The following is a 16,233-nucleotide window of genomic DNA, read 5'->3' as shown; positions in this document are numbered from 1 at the left end:
GGGACATGATCAGCCCTCCGCTTCGGCGGGGTGCCGGGCGCCGGGCACCCCGGCGCCGAGCACGGCGGAGATTGCAGCGTAATCGAGCGAGCCAACCGGTCGCTCCCCCTCAGTCACGTTGATGCGCGGCGCACCGGTGAAGACGAGATGGTCGAGGGCCTCTCGCAGCGAGTCGGTGACCGCGACAGTCGATGTCGGTGCGGACCGATCAACCGGCCCGAGGCGGGCGTCGCCCGTGGGGATGAGTGCGAGGCGCTTCAGCGCAGCGCCCTCGCCGATGAACGAGGCGACGTATTCGTTCGCAGGATTCTGCAAGATGTTTGCGGGGGTGTCGAACTGCTCGATCCTGCTGCGCTCGCTCAGCACGGCGATGCGATCGCCCATGCGGATAGCCTCCTCGAAGTCGTGCGTGACGAAGATAATCGTCTTGCCGATCTCGGCCTGCAGGCGCAGGAATTCGGCCTGCAGCTTCTCGCGCGTGATCGGGTCGGTCGCACCGAAGGGCTCGTCCATGAGCATCACAGGCGGATCCGCGGCAAGCGCACGGGCGACGCCGACGCGCTGCTGCTGGCCGCCAGAGAGCTGGCGCGGGTAACGGTTCGCGAAGACGCCGGGATCGAGCTGCACGGTTTCGAGGAGCTCCTCGACCCGTTCCTTGATCCGGTCTTTCGACCAGCCGAGGAGGCGCGGCACCGTGGCTATGTTCTCGGCGATGGTGAAGTGCGGGAATAGACCGATCTGCTGGATGACGTAGCCGATGTGGCGTCGCAGATCATTGGCGTCGAGCGAGAGCACATCGTTGCCATCAATGCGGATGGAGCCCGAGGTGGGTTCGATGATGCGGTTGATCATCTTCATCGTGGTCGTCTTGCCGCAGCCCGATGGGCCGACGAACATGATGAGCTCACCGGGCTCGATGCTCATGGAGAAGTCTTCGACCGCGGGAGTGGTCTGCCCGGGGTAGAGCTTGGTGACGCTGTCGAGTTCGATCGACGCGCCGCCCTGGCGGGAGGCGAGAGCGGAGAGAATGCCGGTATTCGTTGAGTTGTCAGGCACGGAGACCCCTTGATGTCGTGAAGCGGGAGATGAGCACGAAGACACCGTCGAGCACCAGCGCGAGGAGGATGACGGCGACGGTGCCGGTCAACGCGTAGTTGAGGGCGTTCTTCGAGCCGAGAGAGGACAGCCCCTTGAAGATGTATTCGCCGAGGCCGGGGCCGGCGACGTAGGCGGCGATCGCGGCGATGCCGACGGTGAGTTGGGCCGCGACACGCACGCCTGCCAGAATGACGGGCCAGGCGATCGGCAGCTGTATCAGGAGGAGCACGCGGGCCGGGCCCATGCCGACGCCTCGGGCCGCTTCGAGCACCGAGACCGGCACCTCGCGGAGGCCGACGACGGTGTTGCGCACGATCGGCAGCAGCGAGTAGAAGACCAGTGCGACGACTGTCGGGAGCCAGCCGAGACCGAGCACGGGGCTCAGCAGTGCCAGCAGGGCAAGCGATGGGATGGTGATCGCTACGGCTGAAGCGGTAATGACCGCGGAGCGGGCGAAGCGCCGGTTCCGCACGGCGATGCCGAGCCCGATGCCGATGACCGTGGCCAGGGCGAGCGAGATCAGAACGACGACGAGGTGGTCGACCACGAGGTCGACGATGTCGTCGGAGCGTCGCGAGAGAAAGGTCATCAACCCATCGAGATCGAATCCGGTCAAGGATCGGCCTCCTGTCTCTTCGTCGAGTGATTGCGTCGGGTGACTGTCTCCAAGATACGAGTCGTTGACAAATAGACATACACGGTTGTCAATATGGCTACTTGAAGTTATCGTGTCGTTATGAACTCCACCGCGCAGCCCACCGGTCCGAGGCGAAACTCATCGGGACTCGGCCGAGATCTCGATCTCCTCGATGCACTCGCTTCCCCCGCGTCATTACGCGGCGGCGGCCTCGGCGTTTCGCAAGCCGCTCAGATCGTGGGCCGCGACAAAGCCGCGGTGTCCCGTGCACTCGCAACGCTCGCAGACTCGGGCCTGATCGCACGTGACGAAACGACGCTGCAGTACTTCCTCGGCTCCAGACTCTATGCCCTCGCCGCCCACACTGCGCAGGCAGCGCTCGCCCAGGCCTCACGGTCGCACCTGCGCAGGCTCACTCAGCTCACGCGCGAGACGAGCCATCTCTGCGTGCTGCAGGGCGGCAATGTGCTCACGATTCTCAGCGAACTCAGTCCGCTCGAGATCCGTACGACCGGCTGGGCCGGCAGTACGACGGCGGCCTGGCGCACGCCGTCCGGCCGGGTGCTGCTGAGCGACTGGGACGAGAGCTCGCTGACCAGCTGGTACGAAGCGCATGGGCAGGACCGCGCACTCGTCGGCCCGCTCAACCCCGAAGCCGACCCGTTCGGGTTCCCCGTGCTCCCCGAGCCGGGGCCCGGAGCCTCGCCCATCACCGACTTCTCGAGCCTCATGCTCGAGCTGCGGGCGATTCGCGATCGCGGCTACGCGACATCCGACCAGGAGCTCGAGAGCGGCGTCGTCGCGGCGTCGTCGCCCGTCGTCGACTTCACGGGGCGCATCGTCGCAGCCGTCAACGTCAGCGCTCCGAAAGCTCGTATCGGTGACCGCCTCGACATCCTCGGCGAATACACCTCGAAGACCGCGCGCGAGCTCTCCCGCCAACTGGGATCTCCGCTGCACGCCTAAGAGTACCGGCGGCGACGGCCTCGAGTCAGCTGCGGCGCCTCGCCCAGCGCGAGATCGCGACCAGGCCCGCCGAGACCGCGACGATGGCGACGGCGACGAGCACGCACGCGACCGCCACCGCGCCGTACCCGCCCGCATGCGCCGGGTCGAGGAAGGGATAGGGATACCACTGGCCCGCGCCGGTGCCCTGATTGAGGGTGGCCGGGCCGCGCATCAACGTATAGACGAGCCAGACGACGGGATAGATCACGACCATACCGATGTGCGCGAACCGCAACTCGCGGGTACGGGCGGTGAGCAGCCAGTCGATGAGCATCCAGAGCGGTGCGATGAGGTGCAGCATCTCGTTCGACCAGCCGAGCGTCGTGCCCTGCGGCAGCTCGATGCTGCGCAGCACCGTGTTGTAGACGATGCCCGTGATGACCATGTAGGTCGTCGCGCACAGCACCGCGACGTGCAGTGCGCGGCAGCCGGCCCGGCCGCGGGCGCGTCCGATCGCCTGAGCGAGGAGCACGACCATCGCGAGCAGGTTCGACTCGATCGTGAAGAAGCTGAAGAAGTTCAGGATGTCGAGGCCGATGCGTTCATCGCCGCGGTTCGTCCAGAACCCGATGCTGACCGCGAGCTGCCCGATGACCGCTGCGAGAATCGCGAGCGCGACGATGAGGCGGCCCCAGTCGATCGCCGCGAACTTCGCCGACTGGCGTGCGCCGGGCATCAGTCGAGCAGCAGCGCGGGCTCTTCGAGCACCGACGCGACATCCGCGACGAAGCGCGAGATCACGTCGCCGTCGACGACGCGGTGGTCGAACGAGCCGCCGACGGTCGTGACCATGCGCGGCCGCACCTCGCCGTCGACGACCCACGGCTTCTCGCGGATGGTGCCCATCGCCATGATCGCGACCTCGCCCGGGTTCAGGATCGGGGTGCCGAAGTCCATGCCGAAGACGCCGATGTTCGTGATCGTGATCGTGCCGCCCTGCATCTCGGCCGGCTGGGTGCGGCCGTCGCGCGCCGTGATGGTGAGCTGCTCGATCGCCTTCGCGAGATCGAGCAGGCTCAGCTCCTGCGCATCCTTGATGTTCGGCACGATGAGGCCGCGCGGCGTGGCGGCCGCGATGCCGAGGTTCACGAAGTGGTGCCTGATGATCTCGGTCTCGGTGAAGGTCGAGTTGATCTCGGGGTTGCGGCGGATCGCCCAGAGCATCGCCTTCGCGAAGATGAGCAGCGGCGACACCTTGGTGCCGGCGAAGTCGCTCGAGTTCTTGAGGCGCTTCACGAACTCCATGGTGCGGGTCGCGTCGACGTCGGTGAAGACGCCGACGTGCGGGGCCTCGTTCGAGCTCGTCACCATCGCGTTCGCGATGTGCTTGCGCATGCCCTTGAGCGGGATGCGCTCCTCGCGCGGGGCCGACGGCTCGGGGGCCGGGGTCGAGAGATTGCGGAAGAGGCTGGCCTGGCCGCCGTGACGCACGACGTCATCGCGCAGGATCTCGCCGGCGATGCCCGACCCCGAGACCTGGGCGAGATCGACGCCGAGGTCTTTCGCGAGCTTGCGGATCGGGGGCTTCGCGATGATCGGGGTCGCTTCGGCGACAGGGATCGTCGCCCGCTGCAGCAACGGCTCCACCCCTCGCTGCGCTCCGTGGGCTGCCGCTGCTGCGGCACCGCCTGAGCCTCCGGACGCTTCGCGTCCTCGGGGCTTGGCGCCGCCACGTCGGCGACGGCTCTGCACGGAGCCGGCAGCGCCGTAGCCGACGAGCACGGCACCGGCCTCATCCTCGTCCTCATGGGCGATGCTCGCCGCGGTGTCGGTCACCGTGTCGGCGACTTCGCGGTCGGGCGCGGCTGCGGCGGACCCGCCGACGTCCGAGCCCGGCGACCCCTCGCCGGCATCGCCCGCGCCCGTCACGGACACGCACAGGATCGGCTGCCCGACCGGAACCGTGTCGCCCGGGCTCGCGAGCACCTCGGTGACGACGCCTTCGAAGGGCGACGGCAGCTCGACGATCGACTTCGCGGTCTCGATCTCGCAGATCACCTGGTTCAGCTCGACCGCATCTCCGGGGGCCACGCGCCACGACACGATCTCGGCCTCGGTGAGGCCCTCGCCGACGTCGGGGAGGGGGAAGGTCATTTCACTCATGATTGCTCCGTAGCTCCGGGAGGGTTAGTAGTGCATGGTGCGGTCGACGGCTTCGAGCACGCGGTCGGCGTCGGGCAGGAAGAGCGGTTCGATGGCGGCGGCGGGGAACGGCACGTCGTAGCCCGACACCCGCAGTACCGGCGCCTGCAGCGAGTAGAACGCGTGCTCGGCGACGGTCGCCGCGATCTCGCTGCCGAGACTCGCGTTGCCGTTCGCCTCCTGCGCCACCACCAGGCGGCCGGTCTTGCGCACCGATTCGAGCAGCGGACCGTAGTCGACGGGCGAAAGGGTGCGCAGGTCGACGACCTCGACGCTCGTGCCCTCGGCGGCCGCGACCTCGGCCGCCTGCAGCAGCGTCGTCACCATCGACCCGAAGCCGACGACGGTGCAGTCGGTGCCGGTGCGTGCCACGCGGGTGCGATGCAGCTCGGCGGCGGGGGCGGCGGGGTCGACCTCGCCCTTCATCCAGTACTTCGCCTTCGGTTCGAAGAACAGCACGGGGTCGTTCGACCGGATGGCCTGCTGGATCATCCAGTAGGCGTCGTTCGGCGTCGACGGCGCGACGACGCGCAGGCCCGGGGTGTGGGCGAAGTACGCCTCCGGGCTCTCCTCGTGATGTTCGATCGAGTTGATGTGCCCGCCGTACGGCACGCGGATGACGACCGGCATGTCGACCTTGCCGTCGTGGCGCGCCCGGATCTTCGCGAGCTGCGTGACGATCTGGTTGAATGCCGGGAAGATGAAGCCGTCGAACTGGATCTCGATGACGGGACGGTAGCCGCGCATCGCGAGACCGATCGCGCTGCCGACGATGCCGGCCTCGGCGAGCGGCGTGTCGAGCACGCGGGCCGAGCCGAAGTCGGCCTGCAGCCGGTCGGTGACGCGGAAGACGCCGCCGAGCGGGCCGATGTCCTCGCCCATGAGCAGCACCTTGTCGTCGGCCGCCATGGCGGAGCGCAGCCCCTCGTTGATGGCCTTCGCGAGGGGCAGGGTCTTCCGCTCGCTCAACGTCTCGATGCCCTCGATGCTCATTCGGCGCCCTCCTCGGTGGTGTCGAACGACGACTCGTAATGCGCCATCCACTCGCGCTGCTCTTCGATGCGCGGGTGCGGTTCGGCGTAGACGTGCTCGAACATCGAGTCGGCGCTCGGCGCGGGCAGGCTCAGGATGGTGTCGCGTACCGCGCGGGCCTCCCGCGTGGCATCGGCCCGCACCTCGTCGAAGAACTCGTCGCCGGTGCCCTGCTCGCGCAGGTACGCCTCGAGGCGCTCGATCGGGTCGCGCTCCTGCCAGTGCTCGAGCTCGCCCTCTTCGCGGTAGCGGGTCGGGTCGTCGGCTGTGGTGTGCGCGCCGATGCGGTACGTGAGCGCCTCGATGTAGCCGGGGCCGCCGCCCTCACGGGCCTCGCGCAGGAAGCGCTTCGCCACGGCGTAGGCGGCGAGCGGATCGTTACCGTCGATCTGCACGGCGCGCAGCCCGAAACCGAGGGCGCGGCGGTAGAGCGGGGTGCGGCTCTGGCGTGCCACCGGTACCGAGATGGCCCAGCGGTTGTTCTGCACGACGAACAGCTCGGGGGTCTGGTAGCTGGCGGCGAAGATCATGGCCTCGTTGGAGTCGCCCTGGCTGGTGGTGCCGTCGCCGTAGAAGACGAGCGTCGCCTCGCCGGTCGCGGTGCCGGGCTCGCCGGCGTCCATGCTGGTGACGCCTGCGCGGGCCTTGGCGTCGAGCAGCTGGCCGAGCGCGTGGCCTGTCGCGTGCTGCGTCTGCGCTGCGAGCACCAGCGTGTAGAGGTGGAAGTTGCCGTTGGCGGGGTCGGTGACATCCCAGCCGCCGTGGGTGAGGCCGCGGAACTGTGCGGCCAGCGCGACGGGGTCGACGCCGCGGATGCGCGCGACGGCATGCTCGCGGTAGGCCGGGAAGATGTGATCCTGCGGCTCGGCGGCTCGGGCGATGCCGACCTGGCAGCCCTCCTGGCCGACGCTCGGCACCCACAGCGCGAGCTGGCCCTGACGCTGCAGGTGCGTGCATTCGATGTCGAACGCGCGGGTCGACATCATGTCGCGGTACCAGACCTGCAGCTCGTCGACCCCGATATCCGAGAGCTCGTCGGCGAACGCCGCGGCGCTGTCGGAGGGCGCGTAGCGGCCTGCCTCGTCGAGGAAGCGGATCGGCTCCGGGTCTTCGGGGCTGTGCAGAATATCGTGCTCAGTCATCCCGACACAGTCTAATGAGGGGGCGTGAAGGTGGGGGGATATACGGCGGTGGGTGCGCTTCTCGGGCGGTCAGCCGGCGAGATGCGCGCGCACGACGCGCACGACCTCGGCGAGGCTCTCGTCCTCGCCGACGGAGATGCGCACGCCGTGGCCCGGGAACGGCCGCACGAGCGTGCCGGCCTCGGCGAACGCCTCGGCGAGGCCCTGCGCGCTCGGTACGCCGCCCTGATCGCGGGGCCCCTCCGGCACCCACAGGAAGTTGCCCTCCGCGTCGGGGACCGCGAGACCCGATTCGCGCAGTGCGGCGACGAGCCGGTCGCGGCGGACCACGAGCTCGGCGATCTGACCTTCGAGCACGGCGCGCGCCTCGGGGCGCAGCGACGCGAGGGCGGCGGCCTCGGCGACCCCCGTGACCGACAGCGGGATGCTCACCGAAGCGGCGGCGGTCAAGAGGGCCGGGTCGCCGACGCCGAAGCCGATGCGCAGCTGCGCGAGACCGTAAGCCTTCGAGAAGGTGCGCAGCACCACGAGGTTCGGGTGCCGCGGCAGCACGTCGGCGCCGCGCACGGCGTCGGCGTCGGTCACGAACTCGGCGTACGCCTCGTCGAGCACGACGAGCACGTCGGCGGGCACGCGCTCCATGAAGCGGTCGAACTCCGCGCGGCGCACCGCGGGGCCGGTCGGGTTGTTGGGCGAGCACACGAGGATCGCGCGCGTGCGCTCGGTGACCGCATCGGCCATCGCTTCGAGGTCGTGCCGCGCGCCGGCCGCGAGGGGTACGGCGACCGCTCGTGCGCCCGACGCGAGGCCGAGGCCCGGGTAGGCCTCGAAGCTCGGCCAGGCGTGCACGTACTCGTCGCCGGCGCCCGCGACGGCGTGCACGAGCTGGTAAAGGATCGCGACCGAGCCGGCGGCGAGATGCACCGATGCCGGGTCGACGCCGAAGTCGTCCGCGATGGCCGCGCGCAGCTCGGGCATCGCGGCCGCCGCGTAACGGTTCGTCGACCTGGCCCGCTCGGCGACGGCGTCGAGCACGCCGGGCAGCGGCGGGAAGGGGTTCTCGTTGCTCGAGAGCTTGAAGCCGGGCTTCACGGGCGCCGATCCTTGTCGATATGCGGGCGTCGCCGCCACCTCGGGCCGGATGCGGACAGCGGGCGCGGGACGTTCGCTCATCGCCCCAGTCTACGTCGCGGCTGCCGGGCGCTCATGCTCGGCGCCCGGGCGCGGTGCTATTCGACGACCGCCTTCGTGGCGTCCTCGACGATCTGCCGCTGGTCGCGCAGCGATTCGTTCCACTGCTCCATCGACCGTTCGAGGTCTTCGCGGCGCTGCTGGTCGCCCTCGAGTAGGTCGTCCAGCTGCTGCTGCGTGCGCTGCAGTTCTTCGGAGGACGGCGGTTCGCGGGTCGGCTCGTCACCGGCAGAGGAATCGACAGGGATCACGGGCGCCCACAGCAGCGAGGCGACGGCGAGGCCGGCCGCGCAGACCGTCGACGCGATCACCAGCGTCCGTGCGGCGCGCGGCGGCTCCGGGAGATCGCCGCGCCGCGCGCCCCGGAGCGCATCGCGGCTCAGCAGGATGCGCAGCACCGCGGGCACGACGAAGGCGAGGCCGACGGCACCGAACGGCAGCATCCACGGCCCGGCCCCCGAGAACAGGCCGGTCGCGCCTACGGCGAGGGCGATGCCTCCGACCGAAATGCGCACCCAGCCCCTGCGTGCCGCACGGTGCAGGCCGGCGGCGTAGATCTCGGCCTCCGCCCCGAGGGCCGCGAGCAGCCGTCGCGCCTCGCGATCGCCCGCGAGCACGATGAGGCACTCGCTCGCGAGCAGCACCAGCGGCACCAGCGCCAGCAGCCCCGGGAGCTGCAGCCAGAAGACGATCGGGAGCACCACCAGCGGCCAGGCCGCCCCCGCGAAGCCGAGGATGACGCCGGTTCTCGCCCACGGGGAGACCCCCCACGTGCGGCGGAGGAACCCCTTCGGGGCCGCCCGGCGCACGCGATGCACGAGCGTCCAGATGTTGATCACGGACGCGATGAGCACCGCGAGCGCGGCCTGGGGCAGCGCGAGGGCGAGCATGCCCCACACCGCGAGCGCCGGGATCCATCGGGTGCGCTCCCAGACGATATGGCTGAGCTGCATCGCGGCGTCGCCCTGCTGCGGGTTCTGCGCGAGCATAGAGCTCAGCACACCCGCGACCTGGCCGTCGTGCTTCGTGTGGGCGTCGGAGGCGTAGAGCAGCAGCGTCTCGTTCGCGGGGTCGAGAGCGAGGCCGTGCGCGATGAGCTGCGAGAGCTCGGCCTTGCCCGCCACCCCGTGCAGAATGCCCGCGGCCTGCGCCACCGTCGACGCCGATTCGGGGTCGAGCGCCATCGCCCGGTGCACTGCCTCGCGGATCATCGGGCCGTTGCGCGTCGCGCCCGCGGGCTCTCCGGCGAGCGCCCGCGCCTTGTCGAGGTGGGCGGCGGGGTGGTCGGGGGCGAGCTGCAGCATGCGGTCCGCGGCCGCATGCGCGCCCGCGGCGGCCCCGGCCCGCACGTCGAGCAGCACCATCGTGTGCAGCGCCCCGAGCGAATCCGGGTCGAGGGCGAGCGCCGACTCCGCGGCCTCGCGGGCCGCCGCCGCATCATCGACGGCGAAGTGCAGCCAGGCCAGCGACGACCACAGGGCCGAGCTCTCGGGGTGCTCGGCGAGGCCGCGCCGCACCTCGGTGATCGCCTCATCGAGACGACCGAAGCCCTCGAGCGCATCCGCGCGCTCGATCACCCGCACGATCTCGGCGAACGAGCCGGAGTCGTCGCCCGTCTCGCTCACCGGCCGACGCCCTGCGTGCTCGCGCCCGGCGCGCCCGCGCCCTGCTCTTCGAACTTCCCGTTCTGCTCTTCGAGTCGTTCGTTCAGCTCGCGGATCGCGCGCATCGACTCCTCGAACTCCGCCTGCTGCTGCGAGGTCTGCTCGCCGAACTGCTGCATCTTCAGCTCATGCGGCGTGGGCGGCGGGTCGAACTCTCCCGCGTGCCGATCGGCGAGCAGCCAGCAGGCGGCGGCCGCGACGAGCACGAACGCGAGCACCCCGCCGGTGACGGCGCGTGCTGCGGGGCCCCGGCCGCCGGCTCGCAGCGCCGCCGCTGCGGCGAGCGCGAGGCTCGCGAGCGGGGGCGCGGCGATCGCGAGGGCGACGGCCGGGTAGCCGCCCGCGGCTTCGGGACGGATCGCGATGCCCGACGCGACCACCGGCACGAGAGCGAACAGCGCGGCGAGCCCGACCCTGATCGCGCTCGGCAGCACTCGCTCGCGCAGGCGCGCGCGTGCTGCCGAGCACCCCTCGGCATCGTCCGGAGTAAGGGAGTTGCGGCGCTCGGACGCGAAGCGGGCGCAGACGATCGCGAGCTCGGCCATGAGCGCGAGCCAGGCGACGAAGCCGATCATCATCGTGAGGCCGCCGATGTACTCCCCCGCCATCTCGACCTGGGTGGGCAGCCCGCGGATCGCGAAGGCGAGCGAGAGCAGTACGACTGCGATCGTCGCGAGCCCCGAGCCGATGATGCCGGGCCACACCCACCAGACCTCGGCGAAGAGGCGGCGCAGGGCGCGCTTCGGCAGTGCCTGCCGTACGAAGACGAACAGCATCACCCAGGCGACGCCCACCATGACGACGGCGCCGCCGAGCTGGGTGCGCTGCCGGGTGCTGGTCTCGAGACCGGCCTCGAACACGAGGTATCCGAACAGCATGAGGGCGGCGGCGCCGATGACGGGGACCGCCGCCAACCACTGCGTGCGACCCCAGACGGTGTCGTTCAGCGCGCGAGCCGCGACGCGCTGCTGCGGATTCGACGACAGCACGCCCGAGAGCAGGCGGAGCCCCTCGAGCTCGGAAGTGCCGTCCGACCCCGCGATGAGCATGAGCAGCTCCTCGTTGTCGGGGTCGAGCGCGAGCGCGCGGGTGAGCAGCTCGGCGGAGCCCTGCTCGTCGCCCGTGACCGCGAGCAGGATGGAGCCGCGACGCAGCGACTCGACGCGCTCGGGGTCGAAGCCGACGGCATCGGAGACGAGCCCCCGCACCTCGCGGTGGCGGGCCGTGCGCGCGGTGCGGGCCGCCCGCCGCTTGCCGTCTTCGGGCCTCGGCTGCGCGAGCGCGTAGGCGAGGGCGAGGCGCGCATCGGGCAGCTGCGGATACGCGGCGACGGCGCGGCGGGCGAAGGCTTCGCCGTTCTCGTGCTCGCCGCGGGCGACGGCGACCTCGACGAGGATGTTGAGGCCGCGCCAGTCGTCCGGGCGCAGGGCGAGAGCGCGCTCGGCCGACTGTTCGGCCCGCTCGCGATCGCCGTGGAAGAACTCGAGCCAGGCGAGCGACCCCTCGAGATCGGCGTCGTCGGGGTGCTCGGCGAGGCCGCGCCGCGCCGCGCCGAGCGCGTCGTCGGCGCGGCCGAACGAGTGCAGCGCCCAGACGCGTTCGACGATCGATGCCGCCGACGCCGCAGATGCCGGCTGCGGGGCGGGGCCGTCGCTCACAGTCGCTTCGTGCGCTTCAGCAGCTGCACGAGGTCGTCGTAGCGGCCGTCGGCGTTCGAGTAGTTCGCGACGTTGCGGGCGCTGTCGAGCCACGGGCCGATCGACGGCTTCACCTCTGTGAGCGCGCGGTTCAGATCCTGCATCGCGATCGGCTGCACGGCGCCCGACTTGATCGATGCGGCGAGCGCTTTCTCGGCCGCCGTGTCGCACAGGTGCTTCAGGTCGGCGCCCGAGTAGCCCTCGGTGCGGCGCACGAGATGGTCGAGGTCGACGCCCTGGATGGGGCGCTCTGCGAGGTAGCCGCGCAGGATCGCCTCGCGCGCCGGCTCGTCGGGCGGCGAGACGAGCACCATGCGGTCGAAGCGCCCGGGGCGCAGAAGCGCCGGGTCGACATCCCACGGCATGTTCGTCGCAGCGAGCACGAAGAGGCCGTCGTTGTCGCTGCCGACGCCGTCGAGCTCCATGAGCAGCTGGTTGACGAGGTTGCGCAGCCACTGCGACCCCTGCGAGGTGCGCTTGCCGCCGACCGCATCGATCTCGTCGAGGAACAGTACGGCGGGCGCCTTCTGCCGGGCCTCGGTGAAGGTCTTGTGGATGTTGCCCTCGCTCTCGCCGATCCACTTGCTGAGCACGTCTGCGAGTGTCACCGAGACGAAGTTCGCGCCGAGCTCGCCGGCGATGGCCCGGGCGAGATAGGTCTTGCCGCAGCCGGGCGGGCCGTAGAGCAGCAACCCGCCGCCGAGGCTCTTCTTGAAGGCGCGCGCGATCTCGGGGTGCGCGATCGGGTCGAGGAAGGTCTCGTGGATGCGCCGCTTGACGTCGACGAGGCCGCCGACGTCGGAGAGCTTCAGCGTTTCGCGGGTCGTCTCGGCGGGGCTCGAGGAGTCCTCGGCCTCGGTGATGCTCACCTCGATCGATCCGCCGGGGTGCTGCGTCGCCTCGTGCGCGATGAACGGCGGCGGGATGGGGCTTCCGAGCTGGTGCTCGAGCCGCTGCCAGTCGATGCCGGCGTTCGCGTCGGGGGCGTCGTTCACGGCATTCGACTCCGTGCCGGGCGCGAAGTCCGGGTCAGGGTTCGTGCCGGTGCCCGGAGCCTCGTTTCGCGCATCGAGCTCGGCGAGGCGCCGACGCCATTCGCGCTCGCTTTCGAAGATGGGGCCGTCGCCCTGGCCGTGCGGCTGGTACCCCACGACGCGGCGCTCCCGGCTCTCGGCCGTGTAGGCGGGCTGAACGCCCGGTTCGGCGCCGGTCGCGCCGGGGCCGTTCGGGGCATCCGCTCCCTCGGCATCCGTATCGCCGCCCCGGGCCCGCTCGACGACCCGCTGCGCGCCCGCGTGCCCGGGCTGCTTCGATAGTGCGACGAGGGCCTGCCCGATGGCGTCGTCGGCACGGCCGGCGTCGGCCAGGCGCTCGGCGTAGAGCGCGCGCAGTTCGACATCGTCGGGTGCGCCCGCGACCGCTGCGGCGAGGCTGTCGAGAAGAGGGTCGCTCATGCTGGATCCTTCGCATTCGATATGGCCTCTCGCAGAGACCCACCGTTTCATCCTATGCGGAGGCGCGCCGATCCCTGCAGCCGGTACTCGGGCGCCTCTGCTTGACTGGTGGCATGCGCACCATCATCCGAGTGCTCGTCGGCGCCTTCGCCCTCTGGCTCACCACGCTCATCGTCGGCGGCAGCGGCGACCACGGCGTCTGGATCGCACCCATCGGCACCGACGAGTATTCGACCCTCATCACGCTCCTGCTCGTCGCCCTCGTTTTCGGTCTCGTCAACGCGACCCTGGGCAAGGTCGTGCGGTTCGTGTCGATCCCGCTGTACATCCTGACGCTCGGCCTGTTCTCGCTCATCGTGAACGGCTTCCTCTTCGCCGTCGTCGCGTGGCTCTCGGATATCGCCGGCTTCGGGCTGCGCATCGAGACGTTCTGGTGGGGCGTGCTCGCCGCACTCGTGATGTCGATTCTGTCCGGCATCCTGAACGGGCTGCTGGGCACGAACCGCAAGAAGCGCGAAGACTGAGTGTGCCGGAGCCCCAGAGAACGCAGAGCAGCGTCCCCGGGCAGAGTGAAGGTGCCCGGGGACGCTGCTCTTACGACATAAGTTCCTAACTCTGATACGTCGGTGTGCACCTCCTGCCCTCGTAGCAGCGGATCTCATAGATACCTGCTGCGGAGTCGCCGTTGGTCGCGTGGACGACAACTCTCAAGCGGTCGCTCTTAACCGTCTTGAAGTCGTGCACGACCCGGTTCGAGTAGTTATGGGTTTGCGAGGCGACCGTCAGCCACCTGCCGTCGACGAAGGCCTGCACATCGTAAGCCCTGACGCACTGCGGGTCGCGGTACAGCGGCGGGTAGGCATGGTACTCGCGCAGCAGGTTGCCCGCGAACGTCAGCTGCACCTGCGAGACGGCCTGAGGCTCGGTCCAAGCGAGCTCGATCCACTGAGGGAGCGGTGAAGCGGGATCACTGCGCCACTGGTTGGCGGCGCGGTGCGGGCGTGTCGCTCCGGCGATCACGTTCTCCGGGCCGTACGGAGTTTGCGGAGGCTCGACCGTGAAACTCAGCGTCTGGCCTCCGCCGAATCGGCGATAGCGGCCGGGCGAGTCCTCATAGGCGGCAATCTGTCCGGGAAGAACGTGGGGACTCACGACCCATTCAACGCGCTCGGCGGCCGCGAGGTCGACCCGAACGTAGCCCGGGGCGTCTCCGAGGGCGCCGGCTTCGAGGTCGACCTCCCAACTCACCCAGTTCGGCCCGCCGGGCGGAACCGTCAGCGTCGTGGTCGCCACCGGTGCGCCCGGATCGGTACGGTAATCCCAGATGTGCTCCACCCGGTGCAGCGTGGCCTGGACGTCGAGCGGTGCATCGGAGCTGTTCTTCAGCGCGAGGGAGATCCTCCGCAGTTCACGGTCTCCACCATGCGCGATCCACTGGGCCGTGCGGTTCTTGAGCTCGCCGGTGAACGGGTAGACCGGGTAGCCGCGCCAGTGATCGATACCTCCGAGACGGTTGGGCGTGTTCGGGCCGACACCGGTCACGTGCTCCTCGCTCGAGGCCGAGACTCGTGCGCTCCTGGCGAGATCGTCGGCGTCCTCGTTGGAGACCGACGGCAGGAAGCAACCATCCCGCAACAGCACCTGCTGCACCTCAGCGATTCGCTGCGGCACCTCGGCTCGCAGATCCGGCTTCGGTGCATCGATAAGCGCCGCAGCGGTTCCGACGGCCTGTCCCATTGCGGCGGCCGTTCCCATTACACGAGTCGATCCGAGGGCAACCCGCGTGGTCGAGATGTTGCGACCTGCGAAGAACAGGTTCGACAAATCCCTGGAGACGAGAGACCGCATCGGCACACCGAACGGACCGACGTACTCTGCCGCACCCTTCGCGGTGCCCGGGTCCTTGAGCCGTGCTGCGGTGACCGGCTCACCGACCTCTTTGAGCAGCCCGCCGATGGTGTGCAGGTCGACGTACCACCCGCCGAAGGCGACTTCGTCGTCGAAGGAGTCTGAGCGGCGCAGATCGTTCTCAGTCATCACGTACTCACCGAGCAGTCGGCGGCTCTCGCGCTTTCCGGGTACCTGACCGACCCAGTCGAGAGCGAGGTTGGTTGCGCGGGGCGACCAGAAAGGATCACGATTCTTCAGATAATCCCAGATCCCCAGAACATGGCGAGTGAGTTCGTGCCGGATCTCCTCATTCTCATGCAGCGTATCCCAAGGTGTGCCGATCTCAATCCACCAGTAGCCGCTCTCCAGCGTGGGAATGAGGCGCCCACCTTCCGTGAAGAACTTGGAGTCGTCGTACCTGACGGCCCATTCGGGTGCCTGGAAGTCGACCGGGCGACCAACATCGACGGTCTTGAAATGCAGCGAACTACCCATCGAGCCGTCGCCCCGCTCCTTCGGAGCCATGGGCTCGTTGTAGTCGTCCGAGGCTTCCTCTCCGCGCAACCACTCCGCTCCTGCCAGTGCCCCTAGGGTGCCGTCGCCAGTGCAGTCCACGAACATTCGGGCTTCAAGTCGCAGGTCGACTTCCGCGTTGAGCACCTTCGCGAGAGCGGCCACAATGCGGCCATCCTCCACCTCCGCTCCCAGCACAGGGGTGTTGAGGTGCAGTGTGAGGTTCTCGGTGCGCTGCGCGAGGTCGTACAGAATCATGTCCCAGACGCTATTCGTCCAACCATTCTCGCGGATGACAGCGTGGTTCTTAGCCCGATCCTCGACCAGCACTTCCGAGATGATGCCGGATTCTCTCGCATATCCATGAAAGGCCGCGGCTCCGTGCGGGGTGACGCGCACCTCGGAGGAAGAATTGCCGCCGAGCACGGGCCTGTCTTGCACGAGGGCCACCGAAGCGCCGTGACGAGCAGCGGCGATCGCGGCGGAGAACCCCGCGAGTCCACCTCCCGCAACGACGAGATCGTATTTCTCGGTAATGGATTTCAAGGTTCGCCTTTCATTTGAGAATCGAAGCGCACGGTCGCAAAGCAGCTGATGTGGACCGTTCCACAAGATGCTACGCCGAACCATTCATCATTGTCAACCGGTCCACGTCGCCTTAATAGGTACTCTGGCGCACGCGCTTCAGTGCCAAATCGCAGGCACGTGATGTGCCACCAAATCTGCCAACTCAGGCAGGAATGCGACCATCGATGACAAAATCGA

The 16,233-nt window shown here is 69.3% G+C and carries 13 protein-coding genes; 2 read left to right on the top strand and 11 right to left on the bottom strand.

Annotated elements, in window-relative coordinates; genetic code table 11:
* Window positions 1-9: 9 nt before the first annotated feature.
* Both NHL51_RS13500 and NHL51_RS13495 read right to left on the bottom strand, forming a co-directional pair.
* Window positions 10-1,056: an ABC transporter ATP-binding protein gene (locus tag NHL51_RS13500; RefSeq protein WP_434144568.1), complete on the bottom strand. Its 1,047-nt coding sequence runs from the start codon at window positions 1,054-1,056 to the stop codon at window positions 10-12.
* On the bottom strand, window positions 1,049-1,687 hold the full coding sequence (locus tag NHL51_RS13495; RefSeq protein ID WP_434144567.1) for an ABC transporter permease: 639 nt from the start codon (window positions 1,685-1,687) through the stop codon (window positions 1,049-1,051). Before NHL51_RS13495 ends, NHL51_RS13500 begins: the two co-directional genes overlap by 8 nt.
* 147 nt (window positions 1,688-1,834) lie before the next feature.
* Here NHL51_RS13495 and NHL51_RS13490 point away from each other — a divergent pair, with 147 nt between their 5' ends.
* Entirely contained in the window at window positions 1,835-2,701 is an 867-nt protein-coding gene (locus tag NHL51_RS13490; RefSeq protein ID WP_434144565.1) for an IclR family transcriptional regulator, read from the top strand.
* A 25-nt stretch (window positions 2,702-2,726) separates the two neighbouring features.
* On the opposite strand, the gene NHL51_RS13485 is transcribed toward NHL51_RS13490, so the two are convergent.
* The 8 genes from NHL51_RS13485 to NHL51_RS13450 all read right to left on the bottom strand — a co-directional run bounded on the left by NHL51_RS13485 (window position 2,727) and on the right by NHL51_RS13450 (window position 13,065).
* Window positions 2,727-3,419 carry a Pr6Pr family membrane protein gene (locus tag NHL51_RS13485; protein WP_434144564.1) on the bottom strand — a complete coding sequence of 231 codons (693 nt, stop codon included), beginning with the start codon at window positions 3,417-3,419 and terminating at the stop codon, window positions 2,727-2,729.
* Entirely contained in the window at window positions 3,419-4,846 is a 1,428-nt protein-coding gene (locus NHL51_RS13480; protein WP_434144562.1) for a dihydrolipoamide acetyltransferase family protein, read from the bottom strand. Before NHL51_RS13480 ends, NHL51_RS13485 begins: the two co-directional genes overlap by 1 nt.
* Before the next feature lie 24 nt (window positions 4,847-4,870).
* Window positions 4,871-5,878: an alpha-ketoacid dehydrogenase subunit beta gene (locus NHL51_RS13475; protein ID WP_434144561.1), complete on the bottom strand. Its 1,008-nt coding sequence runs from the start codon at window positions 5,876-5,878 to the stop codon at window positions 4,871-4,873.
* A complete protein-coding gene (locus NHL51_RS13470; RefSeq protein ID WP_434144559.1) occupies window positions 5,875-7,059 on the bottom strand; it encodes a thiamine pyrophosphate-dependent enzyme in 1,185 nt (394 codons plus the stop codon). The genes NHL51_RS13475 and NHL51_RS13470 overlap by 4 nt, the downstream gene beginning before the upstream one ends.
* A 69-nt stretch (window positions 7,060-7,128) precedes the next feature.
* Window positions 7,129-8,232, bottom strand: a complete 1,104-nt coding sequence (locus NHL51_RS13465) for a histidinol-phosphate transaminase (RefSeq protein WP_434144557.1) — start codon at window positions 8,230-8,232, stop codon at window positions 7,129-7,131.
* Between the two features lie 56 nt (window positions 8,233-8,288).
* Window positions 8,289-9,875, bottom strand: a complete 1,587-nt coding sequence (locus tag NHL51_RS13460) for a hypothetical protein (RefSeq protein WP_434144556.1) — start codon at window positions 9,873-9,875, stop codon at window positions 8,289-8,291.
* Window positions 9,872-11,572 carry a hypothetical protein gene (locus NHL51_RS13455; protein WP_434144555.1) on the bottom strand — a complete coding sequence of 567 codons (1,701 nt, stop codon included), beginning with the start codon at window positions 11,570-11,572 and terminating at the stop codon, window positions 9,872-9,874. The genes NHL51_RS13460 and NHL51_RS13455 overlap by 4 nt, the downstream gene beginning before the upstream one ends.
* Window positions 11,569-13,065 carry an AAA family ATPase gene (locus NHL51_RS13450; protein ID WP_434144554.1) on the bottom strand — a complete coding sequence of 499 codons (1,497 nt, stop codon included), beginning with the start codon at window positions 13,063-13,065 and terminating at the stop codon, window positions 11,569-11,571. The genes NHL51_RS13455 and NHL51_RS13450 overlap by 4 nt, the downstream gene beginning before the upstream one ends.
* Window positions 13,066-13,178: 113 nt before the next feature.
* Here NHL51_RS13450 and NHL51_RS13445 point away from each other — a divergent pair, with 113 nt between their 5' ends.
* Window positions 13,179-13,589, top strand: coding sequence for a phage holin family protein (locus NHL51_RS13445; protein ID WP_434144552.1), 411 nt, complete (start codon window positions 13,179-13,181; stop codon window positions 13,587-13,589).
* A gap of 85 nt (window positions 13,590-13,674) precedes the next feature.
* On the opposite strand, the gene NHL51_RS13440 is transcribed toward NHL51_RS13445, so the two are convergent.
* Window positions 13,675-16,014 (bottom strand): FAD-dependent oxidoreductase, encoded by a 2,340-nt coding sequence (locus NHL51_RS13440; protein WP_434144551.1) that lies wholly within the window; start codon window positions 16,012-16,014, stop codon window positions 13,675-13,677.
* Between the last annotated feature and the right edge of the window lie 219 nt (window positions 16,015-16,233).

It is taken from the genome of Leucobacter sp. gxy201, assembly GCF_051043335.1.
GTDB lineage: Bacteria > Actinomycetota > Actinomycetes > Actinomycetales > Microbacteriaceae > Leucobacter.
The sequence above is the reverse complement of the archived record's forward strand: the minus strand, read 5'-3'. Positions and strand labels throughout refer to the sequence as shown.